The sequence below is a fragment of the Psychromicrobium xiongbiense genome (genome assembly GCF_030271165.1).
GTDB classification, from domain to species: Bacteria; Actinomycetota; Actinomycetes; order Actinomycetales; family Micrococcaceae; genus Renibacterium; species Renibacterium xiongbiense.
Genome location: NZ_JASSZH010000020.1, coordinates 1 through 23,608, shown reverse-complemented (window position 1 = coordinate 23,608; position 23,608 = coordinate 1). Strand labels below are relative to the sequence as shown.

At 64.9% G+C, this 23,608-nt stretch carries 16 protein-coding genes and 1 tRNA gene; 8 read left to right on the top strand and 9 right to left on the bottom strand.

Translation table 11 applies throughout. The features are described 5' to 3' along the window. Positions 1–103 precede the first annotated feature (103 nt). The 3 genes from QQM37_RS07475 to QQM37_RS07465 all read right to left on the bottom strand — a co-directional run bounded on the left by QQM37_RS07475 (position 104) and on the right by QQM37_RS07465 (position 4,510). Positions 104–177 (bottom strand) — tRNA-Met (locus QQM37_RS07475). Between the two features lie 106 nt (positions 178–283). After that, on the bottom strand, positions 284–3,316 hold the full coding sequence (locus QQM37_RS07470; protein WP_285726132.1) for a UPF0182 family membrane protein: 3,033 nt from the start codon (positions 3,314–3,316) through the stop codon (positions 284–286). Positions 3,317–3,373: 57 nt separating this feature from the next. Beyond that, positions 3,374–4,510 (bottom strand): YlbL family protein, encoded by a 1,137-nt coding sequence (locus tag QQM37_RS07465; RefSeq protein ID WP_285726131.1) that lies wholly within the window; start codon positions 4,508–4,510, stop codon positions 3,374–3,376. 268 nt (positions 4,511–4,778) lie between these two features. On the opposite strand from QQM37_RS07465, the gene QQM37_RS07460 reads away from it, so the two are divergent. The 5 genes from QQM37_RS07460 to QQM37_RS07440 all read left to right on the top strand — a co-directional run bounded on the left by QQM37_RS07460 (position 4,779) and on the right by QQM37_RS07440 (position 8,764). Continuing rightward, complete coding sequence (locus tag QQM37_RS07460; RefSeq protein WP_285726129.1) at positions 4,779–6,158, top strand: zinc-dependent metalloprotease; 1,380 nt, start codon at positions 4,779–4,781, stop codon at positions 6,156–6,158. A gap of 56 nt (positions 6,159–6,214) precedes the next feature. Continuing rightward, entirely contained in the window at positions 6,215–6,814 is a 600-nt protein-coding gene (locus QQM37_RS07455) for a helix-turn-helix domain-containing protein (RefSeq protein ID WP_285726127.1), read from the top strand. A gap of 200 nt (positions 6,815–7,014) precedes the next feature. Continuing rightward, positions 7,015–7,707 (top strand): EamA family transporter, encoded by a 693-nt coding sequence (locus tag QQM37_RS07450; RefSeq protein ID WP_285726124.1) that lies wholly within the window; start codon positions 7,015–7,017, stop codon positions 7,705–7,707. A 69-nt stretch (positions 7,708–7,776) separates the two neighbouring features. Next, positions 7,777–8,190 carry a hypothetical protein gene (locus QQM37_RS07445; protein ID WP_285726122.1) on the top strand — a complete coding sequence of 138 codons (414 nt, stop codon included), beginning with the start codon at positions 7,777–7,779 and terminating at the stop codon, positions 8,188–8,190. A 7-nt stretch (positions 8,191–8,197) separates the two neighbouring features. Further along, positions 8,198–8,764, top strand: coding sequence for a hypothetical protein (locus tag QQM37_RS07440; RefSeq protein WP_285726120.1), 567 nt, complete (start codon positions 8,198–8,200; stop codon positions 8,762–8,764). On the opposite strand, the gene QQM37_RS07435 is transcribed toward QQM37_RS07440, so the two are convergent. Genes QQM37_RS07435 through nudC form a run of 3 tightly spaced genes read right to left on the bottom strand, consistent with a single transcriptional unit; the run spans position 8,761 to position 12,552 of the window. Further along, a complete protein-coding gene (locus QQM37_RS07435) occupies positions 8,761–9,369 on the bottom strand; it encodes a M48 metallopeptidase family protein (protein ID WP_285726118.1) in 609 nt (202 codons plus the stop codon). The genes QQM37_RS07440 and QQM37_RS07435 overlap by 4 nt on opposite strands. Further along, positions 9,366–11,501 (bottom strand): ATP-dependent DNA helicase UvrD2, encoded by a 2,136-nt coding sequence (locus QQM37_RS07430; RefSeq protein WP_285726117.1) that lies wholly within the window; start codon positions 11,499–11,501, stop codon positions 9,366–9,368. The genes QQM37_RS07435 and QQM37_RS07430 overlap by 4 nt, the downstream gene beginning before the upstream one ends. A gap of 28 nt (positions 11,502–11,529) precedes the next feature. Then, positions 11,530–12,552, bottom strand: coding sequence for an NAD(+) diphosphatase (gene nudC / locus QQM37_RS07425; protein ID WP_337250244.1), 1,023 nt, complete (start codon positions 12,550–12,552; stop codon positions 11,530–11,532). Positions 12,553–12,723: 171 nt separating this feature from the next. Here nudC and QQM37_RS07420 point away from each other — a divergent pair, with 171 nt between their 5' ends. After that, positions 12,724–13,860 carry a phosphotransferase gene (locus QQM37_RS07420; protein WP_285726113.1) on the top strand — a complete coding sequence of 379 codons (1,137 nt, stop codon included), beginning with the start codon at positions 12,724–12,726 and terminating at the stop codon, positions 13,858–13,860. Between the two features lie 20 nt (positions 13,861–13,880). On the opposite strand, the gene QQM37_RS07415 is transcribed toward QQM37_RS07420, so the two are convergent. The 3 genes from QQM37_RS07415 to QQM37_RS07405 are packed head-to-tail and all read right to left on the bottom strand — an operon-like array spanning position 13,881 to position 20,940. Further along, on the bottom strand, positions 13,881–17,159 hold the full coding sequence (locus QQM37_RS07415) for an ATP-dependent DNA helicase (protein WP_285726111.1): 3,279 nt from the start codon (positions 17,157–17,159) through the stop codon (positions 13,881–13,883). Further along, positions 17,156–20,506, bottom strand: a complete 3,351-nt coding sequence (locus QQM37_RS07410) for an ATP-dependent helicase (RefSeq protein ID WP_285726109.1) — start codon at positions 20,504–20,506, stop codon at positions 17,156–17,158. The genes QQM37_RS07415 and QQM37_RS07410 overlap by 4 nt, the downstream gene beginning before the upstream one ends. Continuing rightward, entirely contained in the window at positions 20,503–20,940 is a 438-nt protein-coding gene (locus QQM37_RS07405; RefSeq protein ID WP_285726108.1) for an MGMT family protein, read from the bottom strand. Before QQM37_RS07405 ends, QQM37_RS07410 begins: the two co-directional genes overlap by 4 nt. Positions 20,941–21,511: 571 nt before the next feature. Between QQM37_RS07405 and QQM37_RS07400 the strand changes: the two genes are divergently transcribed. Together QQM37_RS07400 and QQM37_RS07395 are read left to right on the top strand one after the other, a co-directional pair. Further along, complete coding sequence (locus QQM37_RS07400; RefSeq protein ID WP_285726106.1) at positions 21,512–22,255, top strand: 3'-5' exonuclease; 744 nt, start codon at positions 21,512–21,514, stop codon at positions 22,253–22,255. A 250-nt stretch (positions 22,256–22,505) separates the two neighbouring features. Then, complete coding sequence (locus QQM37_RS07395; RefSeq protein ID WP_285726104.1) at positions 22,506–23,432, top strand: ABC transporter substrate-binding protein; 927 nt, start codon at positions 22,506–22,508, stop codon at positions 23,430–23,432. Positions 23,433–23,608: the final 176 nt, after the last annotated feature.

Below are 23,608 nucleotides of genomic sequence, written 5' to 3'. Positions count from 1 at the left end.
GTAGGACAGTCAGGGGATTAAACACCACTCAACCGGAGCTTAATACCGAGTTAAAGCAAAGTGGTCCTGACCGGCATTTCTGCTGGTCAGGACCACTTTCTCGTTGCGGGGACAGGATTTGAACCTGTGACCTCCGGGTTATGAGCCCGGCGAGCTACCGAACTGCTCCACCCCGCGGCGCCTGATCAACATTACCCGCTTTGTCCCGCAGAGCCAAATCGACTCCGCGGGACGGGTTTTTGCGGACCCGAAAGGGCCTACTATGGCGGCTGACGAGGTACTGCTATTTGCTCGGCGAAGGGCTGGATGAGCTCGATGGCGAGCCGGTCGAGCTGCCGGACACGGGAGCGCTGGGTGCCCCGGTCGAGGCGCCTGTGGACGCGCCGGTGCTCGTCCCGGCACCGAGCTTGCTCTCGGCATCGAGCGCGGCGGCCACCGCGTCGCTGAGCCGTTTCTGCGCGGCACCGTAGGCCGTGAAATCGCCCTTGGCCAGAGCGTCCTGCCCATCCTTGATGGCCTGCTGCGCATCCTGCAGCGCCTTGGTCAGCGCAGCCTGAGCATCGGAGGCCCCCGGCTGCGTGCCCGAAGAGCCCGATCCGGAGGTCGGCGTTCCGTTATTGCCGCTGTTCTTATCCCCCGCGCTCGCCCCGGAGTCACCCCCGAAGAGTTCATCCAGAGCCTTGTCCAGAGTGGCAGCGAAGGCGATCTTGTCGCCAAAGGCCACCAGCACGCGCTGCAGCGTGGGATAGCTCGCGCCGCCCCCCGTGGACTGGACGTACACCGGTTGCACATAGAGCAGGCCACCGCCAACAGGCAAGGTCAACAGGTTACCGTTCACAATCTGCGACTGGCCCAGCTTCAGAATGTTGAGCGAATTGGACACGTTCGGATCGGAGACAAAACGGTTGAAGACCTGCCCGGGCCCGGGAATCTGGGTACTCGGCGGCAGCGTCAGCAGCCGCAGCTTGCCATAGGAATCCGCCTTCACGCCTGCTGTGGAACCGGCATCGGCGTCTGCGGCGAGGTATCCGTACAGCACATTGCGCGACTCGGTGCCCACCTGCTGCGGAATGAAGTTGGAGGTCAGCGAGAAGGCCGGCTTCGTCTGCCCAGGGACCTGCAGCGACATGTAGTAGGGCGGCTGCTTGACGGTATCCGAGGTGCTGGTCGGATCGTTAGGCACGCTCCAGGCATCACTGTTGTTGTAAAATGCCCCGGCGCTGGTCACATGGTAGCGGCCCAGGAGTTCACGCTGAACCTTGAACAGATCCTCCGGGTAGCGCACATGACTGATCAGGTCCGCAGACATCGCGGAGATCGGCTTCAGCGAACTCGGGAACACCTTCTGCCAGGTCTTGAGCAGCGGGTCGTTGGTATCCCAGGCGTACAGGTTCACGGACCCGTCAAAGGCATCCACGGTCGCCTTGACCGAATTCCGGATGTAGTTCACCGAGCCGGACAGCGCCCCTCCGGCGCGAGCGGTCTGCGAGTCGGTGGTCGCTGAGTCCAGCTGCTGCTGTTGCGCGTAAGGGTAGGCATTGGAGGTGGTGTAGGCGTCCACGATCCACTTCACCTTGCCATCCACCACCGCGGGGTACGGCTTCCCATCGATGGTCAGGTACGGTGCAACCTTCTGGACCCGTTCCACCGGTGTGCGGTCGTAGAGAATCTGCGACTGATCGTTGACTGCATTGCTCAGTAACAGGTCCGTTGACTGGAACTTCAGTGAGTACACCAGCCGGTTGAACCAGTTGCCCACATTCGGACCGCCGTTGCCGTCAAAGGTGTTCTTCGAATCCGAGGTGGTATCGGTGCCCTGGGGCCGGTCCAGCTCCACGTGATTGTTCTGGTCCCCGCCGACAATCGAATAATCCGTGGTGTTCTGGCCAAAATAGATCCGCGGCTGGTAACTGGAATCATTGCCCAGTTTGCCCATGGTGGGCACCCCGGACTGCATGAAGACCGGCTTGCCGTCCGCCGTCGCCGTGTTGCCGTAGGCCGCCACCACGCCATAACCATGTGTGTAGACCAGGTGCTTGTTGTACCAGCTCTGCTGCGAGACCGGAATGCCCTGCGGATTGAGTTCGCGCAGACCGATCACGGTGTCCTGAACCTTGCCGTCCACCGTGTAGCGATCCACGTTCAGGGTCTTCGGGAAGCCGTAGTAGGGCCGGTACTGCTCCAGCTGCTCAAAGGTCTTGGTCATCAGCGCCGGGTCCAGCAGACGGATGTTCGCCGTCGTCGTCGCATCCTGCCGTAGTGCACCCTGGGTCGCTGTCGTCGTCGCCGCATAGGGGATGACCTGCACATCGGAGAGGCCAAAAGCGGCCCGCGTCATATCGATGTTGCGCTGCACATAGGGTTGCTCAATGGTCTGCTCGGAGGGCTTCACCTGGAAGGTCTGGATTACCCAGGGGTAGATGCCGCCAGCCACCACGGAGACGATGACGAGCATGGCGGTGCCGATCAGCGGCAGACGCCAGCGCCCGATGGCGGCGGCCACCAGGAACAGCACGGCCACCACGATCGCGGCAACGGCCAGAATCGCCTTGGTCGGAATGACCGCATTCACATCCGTGTACAACGCGCCCGAGGTGTAGCCGGAGGTGTTGAGCAGCGTGTTGTACTGGTCCAGCCAGAAGTTCAGGCCCAGGACCATCAGGAAGATTCCCGCCGTCACAGCCAACTGGACGCGGGCGGAGCGGCTGATGAACAAACCCCGCTCCTGCAAACGCACCGCCCCGTACAGGTAGTGCGTGAGCAGCGCGGCAATGCCGGAGATCAGCACGATGGCGATCAACAGGCCCACCACGAATCCCAGCAGCGGCAGGGTGCTGGTGTAGAAGGAGATATCCATCCCGAACTGTGGGTCCTTCGTCCCGAAAGGCTCCTGGAACAGGAAAAGCAGCACCTTCTGCCACTGACCCACCGCAGAGGCTCCGGCGAAGATCCCGAAAACCACCGGAATCACGATCATCGCGCCCCTGCGGATCGGCTCCAGCTGCGCCTGATACTGATGCAGATTCTGCTGGACCGGGTTCTCCGTCGAGTACACCGGGCGGGATCGGTAAGCCACCCGGAGCGAGAAGTACACGGCCACGGCCATCAGCACAAAGGCCCCGGCGAAGGAGGCGATCCGGGCCAGATTCGTCTTCCAGAACACCTCCTGGAAGCCCAGCTGGTTGAACCACAAAACCTCCGTGTAAATGCTGGCGAAGAAGGCGAATCCAATCACCGCCACCACCAGAATGATGATGGTCGGTAACAGCGCTCCGCGACGTCGTGGTCTGGCAGCGGGTCTTTGATCCTGGCTCACGATGTTCCTTGTCAGTTCTGCAACGGGTCGGTGGTGCGGGTCGGTACGTCGGAAGGTCTAGGAGGCGGTGCAGCTGGGGAACGCTGACAGGTCTTTGCCTGCGCCGTAGGCTGCGACGGCATCGTGCGCCTGGCTGAGGGTATCCACCCGCATCACCTTCAGGCCTGAGGGCACATGCCCAACAACCTCATTGCAGTTGCTGCTGGGCGCGAGGAACAGCGTGGCACCGTCCTTGGATGCGCCGATCATTTTCTGCACGATCCCCCCAATGGGTCCAACGTTCCCGTCCGCATCAATGGTTCCCGTCCCGGCAACGTGCTTGCCTCCGGTCAGATCATCCGGAGTCAGTTTGTCGATGGTGGCGAGCGCAAACATCATGCCGGCGCTCGGGCCGCCCACGTTGCTGAGCGCGAAGTCGATGGTGAAGGGGAAGGTGAAGTCATATTTGAGGCCGATGCCGAGCAGATACCGGCCGCTGGCGGAGTCAAAGCTCGGCTGGATGCTCAGCGTCACCGGCTGACCGGAGCGGAGCACCTCGACCGCGACCGTAGCCCCCTTACTCTTGGCCAGCGCTGCGGTGAGCACCGCGCGGCTGGTCACCGGGGCGCCATCGACCGCGGTCAGCACATCACCGGGCTTGAGCTTGCCGTCCGATCCGGTCCCCCGGCCCACCTGTGCGACGGACAGCTTCTGGGTGAAGGGGATCTTGAGGTAGGTCAGCGCTGCGGCGCGCGCCATGTCCTGGGAATCGACCATATCCGCGACACTCTGCTGGTTGATCTGATCCGCGGTGGCATCCGGCGGGTAGATCAGGTCCACCGGGTACAGCGCGGTGTCCGGGTTGAGCCAGGCCTGATACAGGGCGATGGCGCTGAGCTGATTCGCCGGGCCGCCGTCCACGTACACCGTGAGCATGTCCAGCTGACCGGTAGAGGGATAGCTGGTGGCACCGGTCACCGTGATGACGCTCTTGCCGGAAGACTTGCCCAGAGTATTGAAGACCGGCCCCGGGGATTCCACCACATACGGTGCCGGAAGAACGAGCGCCAGCACGGTCAGCGCCAGGGTCAGCAGACCGGACACGGTGAGCACGATGGTGCGACGGCGCTGCTGACGTTGAGTGGGCGTGTGTTCCGGTGACACGTCAGAGAGTTGACCGGATGTCCCATGGGGACCGGTCGACAGATGACTCATGGGTGCTCCTCATCGCCTGCGGCGCTGACCGCAGCCGGAACGCCGTCGCACTCCCGTGCGTGTTCTGATTCCCAGCCTACGCGGTCTGCGGCACGGCGGTGTCGGGGCGCCGGGGTGACGGACTTGGCCTAGAGCGAACGACGCACCCGGCCGCAGACAAGCACTGCCCGACAGCGGTACCGTGAGAGTCCTAGTCGAGTGCGCATCAGACCCCTGGTCCCGGTGGACACTTACGGATGAATACCGCCGATCCAGTGGAGGAAGTGCCATGAGCAACGAGCCTGAGAAGCACGATGACGAAGGCCCGCTCGACCCCTTCCAGGAGATGCTTGCCAAGCTCTTCGGCAGCGAGGGCCTCAGCGGCGTGGACGCGGCTGAACTCGCCAAAGCCGCAGGCCTGCCCAATGATCCTGCGGTGCTGGCCAATATGTTCGCTCAGTTCCAGACCATGATGGCTGGGAACAGCAACGACGGCCCGGTGAACTGGACCATGGCCCATGATCAGGCCCGTCAGGCGGCAGCCGGTGACGACCCGTCCATCTCGGCACCCCAGTCACGATCGGTGGATGAGGCTCTGCATCTGGCCGAGCTGTGGCTCGACCCACTCACCGATCTCTCCAGCACCGGCTTGATCGGCAAAGCGTGGTCCCGTGCCGAATGGGTCGAAGAGACCATGGGCACCTGGAAGCGGCTGACCGAGCCGGTGGCCACCAGCGTGGCCCAGGCACTTTCCCGCACCCTCCAGGAGCAGGCTCCGGAGGAGATGCAGGCCATGCTCGGCGGGGCGGCGTCCATGCTGCAGAACGTCGGTGGGGCGCTTTTCGGTATGCAGTTGGGGCAGGCGGTGGGCGCGCTGGCCCGCGAGGTGGTATCCGCCTCGGATATCGGAGTGCCGCTGGCTGATCTTCAGATGGCTTTGTTACCCACCAATATTGCCGCGTTCAGTGAGGGCCTGGAACTTCCGGCCGCCGAGATCCAGCTTTTCCTGGCGTTGCGCGAAGCCGCTCACGCGCGGCTCTTTGTCCAGGTGCCCTGGCTGCGTGGGCATCTCCTCGGCAGCATCGAAGCCTACGCCCGCGGCATCCACATCGACCTTTCCCGGATGGAGGAGGTGGCTCGGGATCTCGACCCGAGCGACACCGACCGCATCCGCCAGGCGCTCTCCGAGGGTGTGTTCATGCCTCAGCGCACCCCCGCGCAGGATGCCGCCCTGGCCACACTGGAGACCGCGCTCGCCCTCGTGGAGGGCTGGGTGGACGAGCTGACTTTCGAGGCCGCCGCCCAGCTGCCCAGCGCACCGGCGCTGCGTGAGACGGTGCGCCGTCGTCGAGCCACGGGTGGGCCTGCCGAGCATGCTTTCGGCTCCCTCGTCGGGTTGGAACTGCGCCCCCGCAGGCTGCGGGAAGCGGCAACCCTGTGGGCGACCCTGAAGAAGGAGCGCGGCATTGCGGGCCGCGATGCGATCTGGAAGCACCCCGATCTGCTGCCGACGGCGGAGGATCTGGACGATCCCGAGGGTTTCAGTGCGCGGCGCGCGCTGGCCGAAGCATCGGACGCCTCGGTGGACCAGGACCTCGAGAAGCTGTTGTCCGGCGGCTATGACACCCCGGAATCCGGGGATTCTTCGGCAGACCCGGGCGATCAGTAAGGATAAGGCGTACCACCCCTCACTTTCATGCATTTTTCATGCATTATGATGCACTAATGGATGAAGAGGCAGAGTCATTGGCACGCGTGATTGGCGAGCGCGTCCGCCAGGAACGGAAAGCCCGCGAGTGGACTCTTGATCACCTCTCGGATGCTGCGGGTGTGAGTCGTCGCATGGTGGTCAATGTGGAGCAGGGTTCGGTGAACCCCAGCATCGGAACGCTACTGCGTCTCAGCGAGGCCCTCGGCGTCGGCCTGCCCGCACTGGTGGAGCCACCCGCATCCCAGGCAGCGAAGGTGACCCGGCATCATGAGGGTGCCGTGCTGTGGGCTGGACCGTCGGGCGGCCAAGGCGTGCTCATGGCCGGAACCGAACCGCCCAACGTCCTGGAGCTTTGGGACTGGACCCTGGCCGCGGGCGAACGCCACGAAAGTGAGGCTCACACCGCTGGTACCCGGGAACTCCTCCAGGTGCAGCAGGGCTGGCTCATGGTCGAAACCGACGGGCAGACTGTGGAGCTCGGCGCCGGAGACGCACTGACATTCTTCGGCGATACTGTCCACGCCTACACGAACCCACGCGACGAATCCGCCAGGTTCCTGCTCGCTGTCTATGAGCCAGGAGTCGGAAATGCACACACCAGGGAGCAGCACTGAAGCTCCAACTGCGGGTCCCGGCATGGTCGATGGCGATCACGGCAATGCTGATGATTCAGGTGTCGAATGCACTCTCGATCGGGGTGGTCAGCCACATCGGCCCTACTGGCACAGCGTGGCTCAGAATGTGCTTCGGTGCCGGGTTTCTCCTGTGCATCGTCAGGCCGTCGCTTCGATCCGTACGGAAACAGGATGTCCCGATGCTGCTGGTGCTCGGTGTGGTCACGGGGCTCATGACGACCTTCTTCCTCGCCGCCGCCGAGCGGATTCCACTCGGAACCGCCGTCGCAGTGGAGTTCCTCGGCCCGCTCACCGTTGCAGGTCTCGCGACAAAGCGCCTGAAGGCACTGATCTGGCCGCTGCTCGCGCTCGCCGGGGTGCTGCTCCTCACCGAGCCCTGGCAGGGGAACAGTGACCTGATCGGCATCGGCTTCGCTGCGCTCGCGGGCACCTGCTGGGGCTTGTACAACGTGTTCACACAACGCGTCGGCGATCGCTTCTCCGGCATCAGTGGCCTCTCGCTGACCCTTCCCATCGCCTCGGGAGCGACCGCCCTTTTCGGCGTTCCCCAAGTCCTCGGCGGCGACTTCAGCTGGGGTGTGCTGGCGTCTGCGGCCGGAATCGCCCTCATCACCCCCGTGGCTTCCCTGGCGCTCGAAATGCTAGCCCTGCGCCGTATGACTCATGCGGGGTTCGGCACACTGCTGGCGATCGAGCCCGCCTTCGGGATCCTGGCCGGTGTGCTGCTCCTCAGCCAGACACCCACCGCCCTGCAGTGCATCGGAATCACGCTGGTGGTTCTCGGGGCCGGGGCCGCACAACGCTATGGAGCCCGCTCTCCCGGAGCGGTGACGACTCATGCCACTCCCGCCCGGGAGGGACAGCTAGAGTAGCTCTCACCATCGGTTGTTCCGCGCCGTCAGTGGTTCCGGCCGAGTCTCACCCCTGAGGAGTGTGAGGGCATGCGCTTCGCACGTAGCGTTCTCCTGGCTGCCAGCTTTTCGGCCCTACTGGCTCTGACCGCCTGTCTGCCACCTGGGCCGACCCCGGAGACCATGAACGACTTTGCCCAGCTGGTGATCACGACGGCTGCGCACGGGAAGGCCAGCGAGGTCGCGCAACTTGCCGGCCCCGACTCAGTGGACACCGGCCCACCGTCCGAGGCTCTGGCGTCCTTTGCCAAAGGCTGGGACCCGAAGACGGACAAGCTTTCGGTGTCCGCGGATTTTGCCTCGCTTGCCACCGTGACTGCCACCAGAATCAATGGTGCCACCAGCAGCTACCGCATTGTCTGGTCCACGACGCAGTGGACTCTGTCCATTGGCCATCGGGCGTCCAGCGGAATCCCGGCGAGCCCGACGGCGAAACCTCGGTAAGCCGCTGTTGGGCGATGCGACTCAGGTCACGATGCTCGCGAAAAATGCACCCTGGACAATCCTCCCCACTACCGTTGATACTGGTGTCCACGCCGCCGTCGACAGCGGCGAGCAGGGCACCGATGGCCCCTTCAGACCCCTGCAGGTTGATCAGTGGCCGGACGCACCTGCTACGACGGCTGATGATTCCCTGAGGCGGATGATCATGTTCCATATCGGGTGGGCGCAGATGGATGCAAAGCTCATCGACAAGCGTTTCATTAAACGGACGTCGGACAACATCCAGGTGGCCTCCACTCAGGTGTGGGAGTACCTCATCGAGTTCACCGGACCCGACGGGACCGCGATTCGACTGCCGATCAGAGAAGAGACGTTCAAACTGCGGGATCCCCACATCGGCAGCAAGGTGCCGATTCTGGTGAACAAAGCCCGATCGAAGGCGGCGTTCAACCTGAAAGATCCGAGAATCAACGCGATGACTCACCTAAAATCCCGGGAAGCCGAGCAGAAGGCCGCAGACAAGGCGAGGTTCGAGGCCAGGCTGAACGAGATCCGGCCCCCTGAGGACCCCTAAGGAATAGCTCCGACCTCGTCACCATCGTCATCCTCGTCGACATCATCCTCGCCCGGTTGGCCGTGGCTGTGCGCGAAGCTGACGCCCGCCAGGAAGGCTTTGGCCGTCTCGGTGCGTGGGTAGGCCGTGAGCAGTGCCCAGAAGGCGGCACCGTGACCCGCCACCAGCAAATGGGCGAGCTCGTGCAGCAACACATAGTCCACCACCCATTCGGGCATCCCGCGTAAGGCCGTAGAAAGCCGGATGCTCCGGTCCGCCGGCGTCGCAGAACCCCATCGGTTTTTCTGATTGCTGACCCAGCGAACCGACGACGGTTCAGCCCGCCCCTGAAGATAGCGGGCGGAGAGCTCGCTGGCCCGCCGCATCAGGTCATCGTCGCTACGCCTGCGCGAGGCACCTTGCGGCTCCTCCAGCCTGGCGACCATCGTGGCCACCCAGCGGCGCTCCTCTGCACGGCTGAAGTGCGCCGGAATCGCCACCACCGCCTTGCCATCCTCCCAGAAGGCTGTCACGGTGCGCCGTCGTCGTCGGGACCGACGAACCAGTACCTCCCGTCCGTGGGCGCTGATGCCGACTGCCGGGTTATCCCAACGCTCGGCGGTCATGAGGCGGCTAACAACTCAAGCACTGCTTCACCATAGGCCTCCAGCTTGGTCGGGCCGATGCCGGCAACGTCCGCCAGTGCTTTCAGGGAGGTGGGTTTGCGCTCGGCAATAGCCACCAGAGTGGCATCGGTGAAGATCATGTAGGCGGGCAGCTGCGCCTCGCGAGCCGTCTCCAGCCGCCAGGCCCGCAAGGCTTCAAAGGTGGTCTCCTCGTAGCTGGCCGGGCAATTGGCACAACGGCCGATTTTGCGTTCCGCAGCCGTGGACAACAAGGTCCCGCAGACCCGGCACGCGGTCAGCGCTGGGCGCTCGGTGCGGTTACGCCGTTTGGCAGCTGGACCCGCTTGCGCCGCAGAACCGGGCCGGATTCCTTCCAGGAACCGGGAAGCCTTCCGATGTGCGCGACCACCGGGCGTCCGGGAAAGAGACCAGCTCAGGTGCAGGAACGCCCGGGCCCGCGTGGCACCCACGTAGAGCAGCCTTCGCTCCTCGTCCACCGCCTCCGGGGTGTCCGCGAAACTGATCGGCATCAGCCCTTCGCTGAGCCCCACCAGGAAGACCGCATCCCATTCCAGGCCCTTGGCTGCATGCAGGGAGGCCAGGGTCACGCCGTTCACGGTAGGCACGTGCTGTGACTGGGACCGCTCCTGCAGCTCCGCCACAAAGCCTTCCAGATCCAGCCCGGGGCCCCGGCTGAGCACGAGTTCCTCAGCCAGATTGACCAGAGCGGCCAGGGATTCCCACCGTTCACGGACGGCCCCGCCCCCGGCGGGAGCCTCCTCGGTGTAGCCGATACTGGCCAGAATATCTTTGACCTGTTGGGCCAGCGGCGGTGAGTCGGGCCCGGCACCCTCTGCATCGCCGTCGTGCCCGGTCCCGGCCGCACGGACCGCAGCGCGAAGCGACAGAATGGCATCCCGCACCTCTTTGCGGGTGAAGAAACGCTCGCCTCCGCGCAGCTGATATCCGATGCCGGCACCCGCCAGAGCCTGCTCAAAGGCCTCGGACTGGCCATTGGTGCGGAACAGCACCGCGATCTGCGCTGCCGGGGTTCCGGCGGCGATTCGCTCACCGACCAGGCGGGCGACGGCGGCAGCTTCCGCCTCGTCATCGGGGCATTCGAGGAACTGCGGGGCCTCCCCCGATGCCTGCTGCGAGCGCAACTCCAGCGGCGTGGCCCAGAGCGCATCGGCGACTTTACCTGCGGGGCGGCGCTGAGTCAGCACCGCGTTGGCCAGACCCACCACCTGCGGAGTGGAGCGATAGTTGCGCACCAGCCTGATCACCTGCGCCTGCGGGTGCGTGCTGGCAAAGCGGAGCAGATGCTGGGGTGTGGCCCCGGTGAAGGAATAGATGGTCTGGCTGGCGTCGCCCACCACGCAGAGCTCTTCCCGCCCGCCCAGCCACAAGTCCAGGAGCCGCTGCTGTAGCGGCGAAACATCCTGATATTCGTCCACCACGAAATGGCGGTACTGATCCCGGACCGTGGCCGCGATGCGTGCGTCTTCCTGCAGAATGCCCACGGTGACCAACAGGACGTCCTCAAAGTCGAGCAGGTTGCGGTCGGCCTTGAGCTCCTCATACGCTCCGAAGACCCGGGCCACCGTGGTCAGGTCGAAGCCTGCAGGAGTTCCCCGCTCGCTCGCATGAGCCAGGTAGCTGTCCGGGGTGAGCATGCTGACCTTGGCCCATTCCAGTTCCCCGGCCAGATCCCGCACAGTGGCCCGATCGGTGCCCAGGCGCAGCCGTCGTGCGGCCTCCGCCACAAGTTGCGCCTTATGTTCGAGCAGATTCGGCAGAGCACCGCCCACTGCCTGGGGCCAGAAAAACTGCAACTGTCGTAGCGCGGCGGCATGGAAGGTGCGGGCCTGCACCGCCCCGACACCCAGATCACGCAACCGGGTGCGCATCTCCGCGGCGGCCCGGGCGGTGAAGGTGACGGCCAGGAGCCTGGAGGGCTGGTAAACCCCGCTGTGCACACCGTAGGCGATCCGGTGAGTGATGGCGCGGGTCTTCCCGGTGCCAGCGCCTGCCAGCACACAGACCGGCCCGTGCAGCGCGGTGGCCACCTGGCGTTGTTCCTCATCGAGGCCGGAGAGCACCCGCTCTTCCAACGAGAGATGGTCCTTCATCGGCCCAGCATTCATCAGCACCGTGCCCTCAGGCCTCGGGAGCATCATGGATCACGCCGCCATACCAGTGCTCAATCAGGGAGCGCGCAATCGACATCCGGTGCGAGATGACCACTTCGCCGCTGCTCACCGCCGCCTGGAGTTCGGGGCGGGTAAACCACCGTGCACGGGTCACCTCAACTCCATCCGGAGTGGCGTCAACATCATCGGTGCGCGCCGTGAACCCCAGCATCAGGGAGGCAGGGAAGGGCCAGGACTGAGAGCCCAGATAATCCACGGTGTGAATCCGGATGCCCACCTCCTCCCCGATTTCCCGTACGACGGCCTGTTCCAGGGATTCACCCGGCTCCACAAAACCGGCCAGCGTGGAGTAGCGGTTGGACTCCCAGCTGGCACCTCCGCCGAGCAGCAGACGATCATCAGCACCCACGACGGCGACGATGATCGCCGGGTCGGTGCGCGGGAAATGTTCGGAGTTGTCCTGCGGGCAGCGGCGCACCCAGCCAGAGACCTCCACCCGGGTCGGCGCACCACAGCGCGGGCAATGGGTGTGTGCACGGTGCCAGTTCAGAATCGCCAGCGCCTCAATGAAGAGTTGCGACTCTGCCGCGGGCAGCTCCGTCGCCACCTCGCGGAAGGTGCGCCAGGTGGCCTGCGCGCCGAGTGCGGTGGCGGCATCGTCCGTGCTGTGCACCGCGAACAGTTCATCGCCGGGCTGGAGGGCTACTCCCGGCTGGCCCGCGTCAGCGTGGCTGGACTCCTCAGAGAATGGCCCCTGATAGCGGCCCAGATAGACCGTAGGCCCCGCGCTTCCGGCCTCATCCTGCAACGGCACCGGATCGGCCCAGGCGCGCGCGTCAAAGAACACGACGTGTCCGTCGCGGATCAGCGTCTGCCCCTGATGAATGACGATCAGCCGCGCGTTGCTCTGTGCGAGGGCCTCGGCTGCGAAACCCGGAGCAGCCCGGCGCTCACTCCCCCGGTCCACCACCGACTGCTGCCAGGGCAGGCCCTGAGGTCGCAGATTGTCGCTGGTGATGCTGCCCGTCATTGTCATGTTTCTACCGTACCGATGCGCTCTGACAATTCACATTCGGATCACCTTCGGATCGGCTTCGCCAGCGCCCGCCGCCTGCCCATTCGCGGCCCATTCAAGCGGGAGTTCGGACGACTCGCCGCCGGAGCTCGCCGCGAATCGCGGGCACCGCCGTACCGTGGAATGGTGAGACGAACACCTATGGAACTTGCGGCTGTGGCCAGCGCAGCTGTGCCCGGCCTGATACCGACGGCGGTCGCCCACGAACCCGATGATTCCGCGGATTTTGATGCGGCACTGCTGGTTGACAGCGATCGGCGACGGTGGCGGGTGCGTTCGCCCCGGCATCCTGAGGCCAGCGCCCGGCTGGAGACCGAGCGCGAGGTACTGCGCGCTTTCAGCCCCGGCGTCCGGGCCGAGCTTCCCTTTGTGCTGCCCACCGTGGCCGGAACCGTGCGACTGGGTGAATTGACGGCCTTCGTGTACTCGCATGTGGATGGCGCAGTCCAGTCCACCCAGACGCTGAGCAGCGGCGGCGCGGTCGTGGCCAAGGAAGTGGCTGCCGCCATGGCCGCCATTCATGAATTGCCCGCCGAACTGGTGGAGCGCGTCGATCTGCCCGTGTACAGCGCCAATGAGTTCCGGCAGCGTCGGCTGAACGAACTTGATCAGGCTGCCACCACCGGGAAGATCCCCTCCTCGCTCCTGCGGCGCTGGGAACAGGCGCTCGAAGACACCACGATGTGGAATTTTGCGCCCACCGTGGTTCATGGCGATCTCCATGAGGACAATCTGCTCTTTGTCGGATCCCGTCTCACCGCAGTGACCGGCTGGACCGATCTGCGAGTAGGAGATCCTGCCGATGATTTCGCCTGGCTTACCGCGGTGGAGGACACGGCGTTTGTGGCTGCCGTCCGCGAAGCCTACGCCGAAGCCCGCACCGTGGCACCTGACAGGCATCTGCAGCGCCGTGCGGCGCTCTCCGCAGAATTCGCCCTGGCCCAGTGGCTGGTCCGCGCGATCGCTTCCGGGGACACGGCCATGATCGCCGATGCCGAGCAGATGCTCCGTGCTCTGGAACGGGATATCGCGCTCTATGGTGGCCAGCAGATCTCTGCCGCCGAAGCGGTCACGATCTCCCCCGCACCGGTCTCCTCGACTGAAGCATCTGGACCGTCGACGTCTGCTTCCGAGATCTCCGAGGATGCAGCGGCTCAGGACGGTCAGGGCAACGTACCCGGGGGTGGTTCCGCACCGACCTCTGCACCTACGCCGGAAGCCACCACGGCCGCAATCTCAGTGGTACCTACCTCTCAGAGATAGACCGCTCAGAAGTAAGCCGCTCAGTTGGTCAACCCGAGTCCCTGGCTGACCAGCTGCTCCAGCTCCTCTTCGGTCAGGGGATTCTCGATCCGCACTGTGGCATTGTGTTGCACATAGTAAAAAGCCAGGCGGATCCGTTCTGCCGGTACCCCCATCAGGCGAGCCCAGGCCAGCCGGTAGAGCGAGAGCTGTACCGATTTCTGGCGCAGTTCCTGACCGTGGGGTGGATGTCCGGTCTTCCAGTCCACCAGCTCCCAGTCCTGCCCGTCCTGGAAGACCGCGTCGATGCGACCCCGCACCGGGATCCCCGCGATCGTCGTTTCCAGTGGTACTTCCAGATAGGCGGGCAGACGCGTGGCCCACTCAGAATTCCTGAAGTTATCCCGGAGCACGTCAAGATCCAGCAATTCATCCAGGTATTCGTCGGCGCGCGGAGCTTCCTCGAGGTCCAACTGACCGGCCATGCCATAGTGATCCTCCACCCAGCTATGGAAGGCGGTGCCGCGACGTGCGGAAACACTGGGCCGTCGCGGCACCGGCCGTCGAAGCTGGCGGAGCACTGCGTCGGCGTCGATACCCAGCTCCACCACGGCCGATGCCGAAAGGTGCGCCGGAGGCTTCCCAGCTGACTGCGATGCGGCCGGTCGCGGGGTGAGCAGGAATTGAGCCTCGGAACCCCACCGGGGGCTCCGGCCCAGTGGAACCGGCTCAGCCATCGCGGAACGGACCAGTCCGGCAGCAGCCTCCAGAGCCCGTCGTCGGCCGGGCACCGGATGCCGGAGCACCTTCTCACCCGCAGCGATCAGGGGACCGGCCAATGGGTCATAGGGCCATTCAGCGCGCAGAGCTGCCGCTCCGGCAGGGTTTTCGGCGGGCGGCTCCTGGTCCAGGCCCCGCTTCAGCACGCCAGCCAGAGCGGGTGCCTCGGCGACCTCGGTCAGGAATCGGGACGCCTCCCGCGGCTTGGCTCCTGTTCCTTTCCAGGCCGCTCCACTGATCATCAGGAAGGTGCGCGCCCGGGTGAACGCCACATAGGCCAGGCGGCGTTCCTCCTCCTGCGCATGGACCAGGGCATCATCCTTGTACGTCTCCTGACTGGCGATCCAGGATTTCTGGTCGGTCCCACTGATATCCCAGACCGGCAGATCGTCCCGGTCACCACGGAGAGGCCAGGGCAGACCCTCATTCGTCCAGCGGCGCGCCCGATTGGACGGAAAATCGTCCTCAATCATTCCGGGAACATACACCTCGTCCCACTCCAGGCCTTTGGACGCATGCACGGTCAGCAACTGCACCGCATAGGGGTCCGGTTCCAGGGTGGCGATCTCCAGACCTTTCTCCTGGTCTGCTGCAACTTCCAGCCAGGAGAGGAAAGCATTCACATCCACCCGGCTGGCGGAGGCAATGAAGCTTGCAGCAGCGTCGCTGAGCGCATCCAGATGATGACGCGCACGCTGATAGCTCCGGCCTGGCCGGGCAGCAAGTTCGATATCGATCAGGGTGGATCGCTCCGCCTCCACCAGAAGGGTCATCACGTCATCGGTGATGCCGTGGCGCAGGCGGCGCAGTTCCGCGCGGAGGGCCAGTAACCGGGAACGCCCCTCGGAGCTGAGCGGGCGGGCAGATTCCGGCCAGAAATCCTCGGGCAACTCATCGAGCGCCTCGATCAGATTCGCACCCTCCACCAGATCCTCAGGACGATCCTGAGCTGCCCCACTGTCCCCTCCGGCCTCGGACTCCGTGGCCTTGTCTCCCGGCGATGCCTCGCGGCGTCGTCGTGCAAGGTACTTCGAGTAGTCAGCCAGCGCCATCAGATCCCGGGGGCCGATCCGCCATCGGGCCCCGGTCATCAGCCGGAAAAGGGCGTCATTGCGCGTCGGGTCAACTACCACGCGCATGGTGGCCAGCACATCGATCACCTCTGGTGTGCTCAGCAGACCACCCAGACCCACCACCTCATACTCAACGCCCCGCGCTTCAAAGGCATCGCGGAAGGAAGCGAACTGGGAACGAGTCCGGCAGAGAACGGCCACCGTCGTCGGCCCGGCTTCCGCACGTCGGCGTCGCACGATGCTCTCGGTCACCGCCGCGGCCTCCTCCTCGTCGGTGCCGAACCGGGCAATCTCCACCTCTCCGGCGGGGGCGCCGGGCCGCGGGGCCAGCGCCTTGAGTTCCACCCCCGAACTGGCGTGAGCGGAGGCTGCCAGGCGGTTGAGCTCAGCGGACATGACATTCGCGGCATCCAGCACCGCCAGTGAGTTACGCCAGGCCACACTCAAGGTGGCGACCGCAGCTGGCCGGCCATCGATGCGACGGAAAATTTCCGGAAACCGGAACAGCTGCCCGGCGGAGGCACCACGGAATCCATAGATGGACTGGTGTGGATCCCCCACCGCGGTGACCGCATGTCCCTGACCGTACAGCGAGGCAAAAAGAGTCAGCTGGGCGTGGGAGGTGTCCTGGAATTCATCCAGCAGCACCAGGGCGTACTTGCTCCGCTCCTGAACCGCCACCTCCGGGATCTCGCGGGCCAGCCGGGCGGCAAGGGCCACCAGATCTCCGTAGTCCAGCAGGTTCTGATCCGTCTTGGCGCGTTGGTAACGCTCCACCAGCCCCGCAATACTGGCCCGGTCGCGGAGCATGGCCTCGATTTTGTCGGCCGCCCCCTGGGCATCGCGGCCCTTTCCCTCGCGATGGGGAAGGGCCATGAAGCGATCCAGCAGTTCCGTGAGCCAGATCTGCACCTGCGACGGATCCTGGAGGTGCTCCGAACACTCCCCCGCAATGCTCAGGACGGCGGCGACCAGGGTGGACAGTGCTCCCGAATACTGGCTCAGATCGCCGTCGAAGGATTCCACGACGCGATGGGCCAACTGCCAGCTCTGCGCCGGCCCCAGCACCACGGCATCGCGCTCCACGCCCAGCCGTAGGCCGTAGTCGGACACCAGCGTGTTGGCGTACGAGTGGTAGGTGGAAATGGCTGGCTCCAGACCGTGACTGCGGGCGATCTGTGCCACGCGCGGGTCAGACTCCGCCGCCTGCATTAGTTGAGCCCGGATCTTGGCAGAGAGCTCCCCCGCAGCTTTTCGGGTGAAGGTCACACCCAGCACCTGATCCGGACGCACCAACCCCTCGGTGACCACATGCACCACCCGGTCTGCCATCGTGGTGGTCTTTCCGGAGCCAGCACCGGCGATCACCAGCATAGGTTCCAACGGAGCCTCAATGACCCGTTTCTGCTCCTCGGTGGCCTGTCGCACCGCTGGCGACCGGGTTCCCTTCGACTCGACAGCACTCACTCTGTCACCTGCTTTCCGCTGCACAAGGGGCAGACCTCGGGAAGTTTGCACTGCGTCCGGCCGCCCTTCTGCGGATCGTGAATCGAGGCGAAGTCGGCGGCGGACATGACCTGAGCGGCGCGGTCCAGTTGATCCTGAGCCCACTGATCGTCTGCCGTCAACGGGTCCTGATGCTGGATCGGGACGCTTTTGACCTTGTCGCCCAGCTGAACGAGGGCGGCTCCTCCACTGCGCTCCAGCTCGGACGTCAGATTCGGCTCAGTCCTCAGGCCCTGTTGCTCGGATCCCTGCTCAGCAAATGCCCCGTGCTGAATGGCCGTCTGGTACGCGGCCAGCTGGGGATGTTGCTTCACGGCTTCCGCCGTCGGCTTGACCTTGCCGGTCTTCAGGTCGATGATCACCAGACGACCTTCCTCATCCCGTTCCAGACGATCCACCTGTCCGCGCAGCCGGGCCAGCCGCCCGCCGGCAGGAAGCTCCACCGCAAAGTCGCGCTCGACCCCGAGCAGCATCCGGTGTGACTGGTTCAGGGACCGGATATACTCCGCCAGATAGGCCAGCATCGATGCCCCACGGCCCTTCTCTGCCGCGCTCACCCAGGTGTCCGGCAGACCGAGCGAAGGCCAGTCCCATTCCAGGTCTGCCAGATACTCCTCCAGGGTTCCGGCAGGGCGTCGCTGGGCGATGGCGTGGACCAGTGTGCCCAGGCTCTGCGCAAAGTTGCTCGGCGCCTCCCCGCCGGCCGCCTGAATGAACCACTTCAGCGGTGAATCAAGGGCCGTTTCAATCCGCGAGGGAGAGATGGACACCACGTCGTCCGGATCGAGAATCGCCTCCGTGGTGCTCAACGGCGCCAGCCCCCACCAGCTTCTCGGATCGGCACCGGGGGCACCGGCGAGCGCCGCCTGGCCGAGCACGCCCGAGGCCTCTATGGCCACCGTCCGGTCCAGCGGACCAGCCTCCGCACTGAACGACAGCTGCCCGGGGAAGGTCTCCGGATCGGCATCGGTCAGGAATCCCTGCACAGTCTTCTGGCGAAGCTCGCCGACCAGGGAGCGCAGGTTCTTCGGCCGGGCCACCTCGGTGAGGGGCCGGGCGGCGGGCTCATCCGTGGATGCTTCGCACCCCGAGGCAGAGGGCACCCAGGGGTCCACCAAATCCAGGAAACCGGAGGGCTGCTCGTCTTCCGAGGACACGGCACAGCAGATCAACCTCTCAGAGGCACGGGAGATCGCCACGGAGAAGCTACGAAGCTCGTCATAGCGGATGTCCCGGATGCGCTCCGCCGCGGTCAGCGTGATGGACTGGCCGGGGCCACGTTCCAACAGCTCCACCAGTTCCTGGCTGCCCAGCAGCTCGCCGCGGAGGCGGGTGTTAGGCCAGATGCCCTCCTGGACGCCTGCCACCAGCACTATGGGCCATTCGCGGCCGGCAGCGCTGGCCGGAGTCAGCACCTCCACCGAATCCTGATGCGCAGCCCGCGCCGCGAGCGTGTCCATCGGGAGCTCCTGGTTCTTCAGATACTCCACAAAGGCCGCCGCCGGTGCGGCCGGTGCCTGATCCGCATACCTTTCAGCAATCTGGAACAGTGCCATAAGTGCATCCAGATCACGGTCCGCCGCGGCAGCCAGGGCATCCCCCTGAAGCGCCGCGGAGGCCCACTGATCACTGAGTGCAGTCGCCTCCCAGAGCGCCCAGAGCACCGTCTGCGGATTAGCCCCTGACTCGCTCAGCGCCGCGCGACCGGCAGCCAGCATCCGGGCTGTCCGTGACGCCAGTCGGCCGATGGGGCCAAGGAGTTCCAGTTGCGCAGGCCGTTCCAGTACCTCCACCAGCAATTCATCACTGGAACGACGTCCACCTGAGGCGCGTTCTTCCATTCTCAACGCCTGCCGAAGCCTCCGCAGCTGAACGGAGTTCAGACCTCCTATCCGCGAGGTCAGCAGGTCCACCGCTTCCTCGGGAGTGAGCGGAGTTGGTCGCACTGCCAGCTCAAATGCCAGCAGCAGTGGACGGACTGCAGGTTCGTCCCGGATAGCGCTCTCTGCGCCACCCACCGACACAGGCACACCGTGATTGGCCAGGTACCTGCTGATGGTGGAAACCATGGCACCCGTGGGAACGATAACGGCGAGGTCTGCAAAGGATCGTCCCTCCGCCACATGAAAATGCAGCAGACGCTCCACCAGGTAACGGCGTTGTTGAACCTCAGAGCCGAGCAGTACGCCCAGCGGTTTGGCTGGCTCCTCCGAAATCTCAGCCGACCCGCCGAGCCGTTCCGTTTCCCCGTGCAGTTCTGACACCTCAGCTGGTTCCGGGAATCGCAGCTGTCGCGCCTGCTGCGCGCCACTGCTCTGGCCGATCCTCTCCGCCACCCGCTGCCAGGCTGCCGTCATCGGCCGCGTCAGCCGATGCGAGACGCTCAGCGACGCCTCCTGCGCCATCAGAGAATCCCGCAACAGGCCCACCGCATCGGGCCGCGCACCACGGAAGCCCTGCACCACGGCATCGGGGCAGGCCGTCATCACCAGATCTCTCTCTGCTCCCAACTGGCGCAACAGCGTGTGGACCGACCAACCGGCTTCCGGGACATCATCCACCAAGACCAGGCTGAACCGCTCGCGCTCGCGTTGCAGGAAATCCGGGTGACGGGCCAGCACGTCGCTGGCCTCCCGGACAATTCCCGCAGGGTCGAAGGAACCGGCGGCCTGCAGTTCGATCAGATCCCGGTATTCGGCGAACAGCGTAGCGGCAGCCCGCCAGCTCTGGCGTCCGGTCTCCTGACCCCAGTGATCCAGGTCCTCCGGCAGCAGGCCGTGATCGATCACCCGGTCGAAAAGTTCTCTGATTTCCTGGCGGAAGCCCCGGGTGTCGAGCGCCAGAGACAGGTCCTCCGGCCAGTCGGGCCCGGCGCTGAGCCCCAGGGCGTGACCTTCCAGGAGTTCTTTGAGGTAAAGATCCTGTTCGGGACCGCTGATCAGCCGCGGGCGCCGCTCCATTCCGGGGAACAGCCCTTCCGCCTGGGCCCGGCGCAGCACATCAAAGGCGTAGGAGGTCCAGGTGCGTGCTGGCGAGGCCATCATGGTCCGGGCCAGTCGAGCTGAGATCTGGTCTCGCAGGCGGGTGGCGGCACTTCTACTGGGCGCCAGCAGCAGAATGCCTGAGGGATCCAGTTCTGTCTGCTCCACCCGGTGTACCACCAGCTCCACCAGCAGGGTCGATTTTCCGGTGCCGGGCGCGCCCCAGACGATCAGTGGCCCGTGCCCTGCAGGAGCACGCACGATGGCGGCCTGCTCCGGGCTCAGGGCGGACCCGGGAAGGGTGGGGTGAAGCATGGCTTCCGTCATGAATCCATCTCATCACGCGGCTCCGACAATACAGATCGATAGGACCCTTCAGACGGATCGCACAGTTCAGACGGATCGCACAGCCGCGCAGCCAGGGCATCGAGGCGTGCCCATTGGTCCTGGGCGGGGCGCCATCTGGCCCGGGCGATGTCCACCCGCCAGGAGGAATCCTGCCCAGTGGTCTTGCCGCGCAGCGGAGTTTCCTCTTCGCGATAGCGCAGCAGTGCCTGTTCCTCGTGTCCCGACGGGGCCAGGCCGCTCGCCCGGAGCACCCGCCACCATGGTACTGAGTTGCCATGGTGGGCCATCACGGCCCCCACTTGGCGTGGTCCGCCGACGCCCAGAAGCTCGGCGATATCGCCATAGGCCAGCACGGAACCCGCCGGGATCAGAGCGGCGAGCTCCAACACCGCCTCAACATACTCTTCCCGCATAACCCCCCAGCGTAGTGCGCGAGGGACCCGCGCCGAGCCTGTGAGGGGTGGGAGCGCGCGGAGCGGTAGAGAGCGAGGGACCAGCGCCCAGCCGCTGAGGGGAGGGAGCGCGCGGAGCGGTAGTGCGCGCGGGACCCGCGCCGAGCCTGTGAGGGGGGGGAGCGCGCGGAGCGGTAGAGCGCGAGGGACCCGCGCCGAGCCTGAGAGGGGTGGGAGCGCGCGGAGCGGTCGTGCGCGAGGGACCCGCGCCGAGCCAGTGACGGGTGGGAGCGCGCGGAGCGGTAGAGAGCGAGGGACCAGCGCCCAGCCGCTGAGGGGAGGGAGCGCGCGGAGCGGTAGTGCGCGAGGGCCCCGCGCCGAGCCTGTGAGGGGTGGGAGCGCGCGGAGCGGTCGCGAGGGACCGCCATCGAGCACCTGCCGCCGTTGAGTGTGCACTGTTGCAGAGTGTTTTTCACATATACCCTGCAACAGTGCACACTGGATCGCCATCGCCTCGTTGATCCGGGCCGCAAAGCACGCCGAGTGGGACGTGCACGCGGAAACTGTCGGTGAGCTCCGCTAGCCTGCGAAGATGACAAACCTGACGGATAGGCCCGACCAGGCCCATCAGACTGGCCAGGATCTGGCTGGATACGCCTGGACCGCTCTCCCACGGGCCGCCTTTGACCTGGAGACGACTGGGCCGGATCCTCAGTCTGCACGGATACTCAGTGCATCCGTGGTGATGGTCGATGCCGCCGGAGGAATCAGCGAGCAATGGGACTGGCTGGCCGACCCAGGGGTGCCCATTCCTGAGGCATCGACGGCGATTCACGGAATCACCACGGAACGCGTCCGGAAGGAGGGCCGACCACTGCGTGAGGTGGCTTCGGAGTTGGCCGCCGTGCTGCGAGGCTGCGCTCTTCAGGGCACTCCCGTCGTGGCATTCAATGCCAGCTACGATTTCACGGTGCTGGATCGCGAATGCCATCGACTGGGTCTGAATCCCCCACCGACGGGGCCGGTGATTGACCCGTACATTCTGGACAAGCAGGTGGACCGGTTCCGCAAGGGCAAACGCACTCTCGTGGCGCTGTGCGAGCAGTACGGCATCGACCTCGAGCAGGCACACACGGCCTCCGCCGATGCACTGGCAGCTCTGCGACTGGCCGAGGCACAGGCCGCCACCTTCGCCGAGCTTCGGATACCTGCAACCGGGCTACACCAGCTCCAGAAGATCTGGGCCCGGGAGCAGGCCGCAAGCTTCCAGTCCTATCTGCACCGCCAGGGACGCCTTGACGCTGTGATCGACGGCACATGGCCTGTGCTGCTCTGAACAAGATCGGCCGACAGCAACAGCATGCCGTCACATCGAGTTCACAGCGAAGCCCCTGCTGAAACTCATCTAGATGACAGAATTATGTTCACCACAACATCTTGTATGACGAATATAATTCTCAGACTGAGATCATTTCAGTCACATGGAAGAATGTTCTTCTGTTGCCACCAGTGTGGCGTGAATCCAGCTTCGGCGTCCCGTGCCGTCCTGTGCCGCCGTAAGCCGCCCGATCAGAAGTGAGTTTCCCATGAAGTTGAAAGCCGTTACCTGGCTCAAAACCGCCTCCGTCGCAAGCCTCATCGCAGTGAGCCTGGCAGCCTGCGGCTCCCCCGCAGCGAGCAGCGGCGGCAGCAGCTCCGCTGCCCTCGCCGGCGCGGACCAGGCCTCGACCGATAAGTACACCACCGCCAACGTGGTGCCCCTGGACAAGATCGACAAGTCCAAGCTGGGGCTGGGTACTGACGGTACTCTGCGCGTGGGAACCCTCTCCGATGCCCCGCCGAACATCTTCCTCAAGGACGGTGTGTTCACCGGCTTCGACAACGAGCTGCTCAAAGCCATGGCAGCCAAGCTGGGTCTGAAGACCGAGTTCGTCGCCACTGACTTCTCCGCTCTGCTGGCCCAGGTGCAGAACAAGCAGTTCGACGTCGGCTCCTCCTCCATCTCCACCACGGACAAGCGTCGTCAGAACGTGGGGTTCACGAATGGATACGACTTCGGCTACATGGCCGTAGTGACCAAGAAGAACTCCAGCATCAAGGGATTCAAGGACCTGACCAAGGATCTTCGCATCGGTGTGGTTCAGGGCACCGTGCAAGACGATTACGTCACCAACACACTGGGCTTTGAACCGGTCCGCTTCCCGGACTACAACACGGTCTACGCGAATGTGAAGAACGGCCAGGTTGATGCCTGGGTCGCTCCGTCGCAGCAGGCCAGCGGACAGGTCAAGGATGGCGATGGAACGGTCATTGCGGAGAGCGTGATCAACACCCAGAACTTCACCGCTTTCGCCGTGAACTCCAAAAACCAGCCGCTGATCGACGCACTCAACTCCGCGCTGGACGCTGTAGTGGCGGACGGTACCTGGGCCAAGCTGGCCAAGCAGTGGTACCCGGACCGGCAGACGCCGACCACCTGGAAGCCCGGCAGCAAGGCCTCCAAGCTCGGCTGATTCTTTCAGTTTCACCGGCGCCGCGCCCCTTCGGAGCGTACGCTGGCCCAGGCGTTGGGGTCACACACTTCAAGTGTGTGACCCCAACGCCATTGCACGTCATGAGCCTCTGAGAGTTCTTCACGGACACCGAACGAACAGGAACCCCGTATGGACGGTTTTCAGCAATTCCTCGA

Bases quoted from the DNA above. Each gene is read 5' to 3' on its own strand.
- QQM37_RS07400 (WP_285726106.1), top strand. From the start codon at position 21,512: ATGACAAACCTGACGGATAGGCCCGACCAGGCCCATCAGACTGGCCAG.
- QQM37_RS07410 (WP_285726109.1), bottom strand. From the start codon at position 20,506: ATGACGGAAGCCATGCTTCACCCCACCCTTCCCGGGTCCGCCCTGAGC.
- nudC (WP_337250244.1), bottom strand. From the start codon at position 12,552: ATGACGGGCAGCATCACCAGCGACAATCTGCGACCTCAGGGCCTGCCC.
- QQM37_RS07395 (WP_285726104.1), top strand. From the start codon at position 22,506: ATGAAGTTGAAAGCCGTTACCTGGCTCAAAACCGCCTCCGTCGCAAGC.
- QQM37_RS07465 (WP_285726131.1), bottom strand. From the start codon at position 4,510: ATGAGTCATCTGTCGACCGGTCCCCATGGGACATCCGGTCAACTCTCT.
- QQM37_RS07460 (WP_285726129.1), top strand. From the start codon at position 4,779: ATGAGCAACGAGCCTGAGAAGCACGATGACGAAGGCCCGCTCGACCCC.
- QQM37_RS07445 (WP_285726122.1), top strand. From the start codon at position 7,777: ATGCGCTTCGCACGTAGCGTTCTCCTGGCTGCCAGCTTTTCGGCCCTA.
- QQM37_RS07405 (WP_285726108.1), bottom strand. From the start codon at position 20,940: ATGCGGGAAGAGTATGTTGAGGCGGTGTTGGAGCTCGCCGCTCTGATC.
- QQM37_RS07435 (WP_285726118.1), bottom strand. From the start codon at position 9,369: ATGACCGCCGAGCGTTGGGATAACCCGGCAGTCGGCATCAGCGCCCAC.
- QQM37_RS07430 (WP_285726117.1), bottom strand. From the start codon at position 11,501: ATGAAGGACCATCTCTCGTTGGAAGAGCGGGTGCTCTCCGGCCTCGAT.
- QQM37_RS07455 (WP_285726127.1), top strand. From the start codon at position 6,215: ATGGATGAAGAGGCAGAGTCATTGGCACGCGTGATTGGCGAGCGCGTC.
- QQM37_RS07450 (WP_285726124.1), top strand. From the start codon at position 7,015: ATGCTGCTGGTGCTCGGTGTGGTCACGGGGCTCATGACGACCTTCTTC.